The 2,347-nt window shown below is 50.0% G+C and carries 3 protein-coding genes; all 3 read right to left on the bottom strand.

Features of this window, described 5'->3' with window-relative positions:
• Positions 1–276: 276 nt before the first annotated feature.
• The 3 genes from Q8W24_RS16660 to Q8W24_RS16650 all read right to left on the bottom strand — a co-directional run bounded on the left by Q8W24_RS16660 (position 277) and on the right by Q8W24_RS16650 (position 2,217).
• Positions 277–999 (bottom strand): helix-turn-helix domain-containing protein, encoded by a 723-nt coding sequence (locus tag Q8W24_RS16660; protein ID WP_303432493.1) that lies wholly within the window; start codon positions 997–999, stop codon positions 277–279.
• A 450-nt stretch (positions 1,000–1,449) separates the two neighbouring features.
• Positions 1,450–1,884, bottom strand: a complete 435-nt coding sequence (locus Q8W24_RS16655) for a CBS domain-containing protein (protein ID WP_303432494.1) — start codon at positions 1,882–1,884, stop codon at positions 1,450–1,452.
• An 84-nt stretch (positions 1,885–1,968) separates the two neighbouring features.
• Positions 1,969–2,217 (bottom strand): DUF4404 family protein, encoded by a 249-nt coding sequence (locus Q8W24_RS16650; RefSeq protein WP_303432495.1) that lies wholly within the window; start codon positions 2,215–2,217, stop codon positions 1,969–1,971.
• Positions 2,218–2,347: the final 130 nt, after the last annotated feature.

Below are 2,347 nucleotides of genomic sequence, written 5' to 3'. Positions count from 1 at the left end.
TTTCGCTGCATTCGTCGCCTTGCCCTGAACAACGGCAACACTCGCGCAGAGCCGTGCAGGATTAAATGGATGTCCCCAATAGTTTATCGAGCAACCAAAAACAGCGAACAGGATAACAAGCCGGATAACAAACGAATGACAGGCGGGTTATGGGTCATGCGGGGAAAAGAGACAGGCTGGTCAGCCAATACGAGCAGACTGCCCGTCGCAGATACCAGTCACCCCAGTATCAACGACGGGCCGGAGACCCGCATACAGAATGGATATAACCAATGCTTAATGAGTGACTTCTGAAGCACTCATCGAGGACGTCGTTTCTTCACTCAGTTTGGACAAGCGATAACGTAATTGCCGTGGCGTCAATCCCAGCACTTTTGCAGCCATGGTCTTGTTGCCGTTGCACTTATCGATGGCTGCGTGAATATCACTCAGTTCATCTTCTTGCACACGCTGGTAAGGACGTGCATACAGAGTCTTGAAATTAGGCACCACTTGTGTTGCCAGAATCTGAGCAATCTGAGCACCAAGGCAGTGCACCAGTTCAAGGCTGACATTGTCCAGTCTTGCACCACGAAGGTCCATCACCAACACAGCCAGTACTGACTGACGCAGCACCAGTGGGACCAGCAAGCAACGATCCTGCAACGTCAGGCCACTGGCTTGGGGGTCAAATCGTTCCGGACGCTCACTGCCATCCTTGATGACCAACCATTCACGTGATTCAAACTGACGGCACAAGGCATGTTGGACAGCAAAGCTGTACACACCATTGGTAACACCAGTGGAACAATATTGGGCTTTAAAGCGGCTTGGGGAGTCAGGTAATGCAATGGATACATTACGCAGTTCCGTGTGTTCAGAAATCAACATCAGCAGGCGCTGGATGCTTTCTTCGTCCTGGTAACGACCTTCAATGATTTCAGTCAGGCCTGTCAGCCAATGGGCGGCAGTGGCAGGTTTGGGCTGGCGATAGTCTTGGATATCAGCGATTTTGTACATGGGCAGATCCTCCTTTACATAGTCTTTCGCAAACTCCGTACCAGCTCTGCCAAACCAACCAATAAATTTTGCAGGCAGGTGCCCGGATCATGGCCAGCGCCCAAAAAATCATCAGAACAGGTCAAAAAAGCACTATTGGCTGACTATACGTACCGTACTGCGGGGTTGTGACTGGTTTATCCAGCGTTCTGTCATCACTCTGGAACAGTCAAGGAAGAAAAAAATATTGCCTTTTATCAATAACTGCCCAAGTAAAGCCAGCAATGCTCACAAAAATGCACAAAGAATTATCACAAAGACGACACAGTCGGTGCAAAAGAGTGCAAAGGCAGGATTCAGAGAAACGTTGATGATAAGGACTGGCCGCCGGTCAAACGGATCGAAGACCAGCAGCCGGGCATCCTGTTCCATGCCCTGTCAGCTTTTACCTTGATATAGCTTGATGATTATTCAAGCAATGTCAGGATCGTCACTTGGCATATATTCCTTGTGCAGCCAGTTGGCGGTAAAGCGGCACACATCATGAGTCGTTAGCAGACCAGCCAGTCTCTCATTACGCATGACAATCACAGCGCTGCTGCCATTGTCTGCCATATAAGCCAGCACGACATCCAGACGCGTGTGCAGATCAACCCGGGCCACGCGTCGTTGACACATATCACCGACCACCAGCTCCTGGCTATCATCCAGATTGTGTCCAGGCTGCTGCGCCAACTTGATATCGTCAGCCCCTAACAACCCGATCACCTCATCACCATCCATCACCGGCAGATGATGACACTGGTGTTGTGCCATCAAGTCTGCGGCTTCTGTTAACCGTGTGTTTTCACCAATATGCAGAGGGAATGCTGTCATTACTTCAGCGAGCGTTGGCATGTGTCTCATACAACGAGTCTCCGATATTATTATTGCGGTAACGATCTGAACAACAAGACTGGGCGCTGACAACAACAGTCACCCACCCTTCAATCAAACACCGATGCGACCCAGGGTATCCACGATTTGTCGCAAAATCTCAGACAGTGCCGGATGATCCTGATCGAAGCGAATGGCGTACTCTTGCAAGCCTTCCACGACATCACCGCTGTCAGTCAGCTCCATCACTTCAATATCTTCCGCAACTTTTCTCATCAATCCTGCGGTTTCTTCATCCAGCTTCGGGTTGGCCTGCAACTCTTCATGCAATTGCTGAAGCTGTTCCTTTAGTTGATTTTCCATACACACCTCTCTTTTCTACAGTCTGCGAGACAAAACACATTGCCTGATACTACAGGGGACATCCATTTAATCCTGCACGGCTCTGCGCGAGTGTTGCCGTTGTTCAGGGCAAGGCGACGAATGCAGCGAA

The organism is Oceanobacter sp. 4_MG-2023, assembly GCF_030689165.1.
Lineage (GTDB): Bacteria > Pseudomonadota > Gammaproteobacteria > Pseudomonadales > Oceanobacteraceae > Oceanobacter.
Note: the sequence above shows the minus strand (reverse complement) of the source record. Positions and strands in the feature narration are given on the sequence as shown.

Excerpts from the sequence above, each read along its gene's own strand:
- Q8W24_RS16650 (WP_303432495.1), bottom strand. The coding sequence starts at position 2,217 with ATGGAAAATCAACTAAAGGAACAGCTTCAGCAATTGCATGAAGAGTTG.
- Q8W24_RS16655 (WP_303432494.1), bottom strand. The coding sequence starts at position 1,884 with ATGAGACACATGCCAACGCTCGCTGAAGTAATGACAGCATTCCCTCTG.
- Q8W24_RS16660 (WP_303432493.1), bottom strand. The coding sequence starts at position 999 with ATGTACAAAATCGCTGATATCCAAGACTATCGCCAGCCCAAACCTGCC.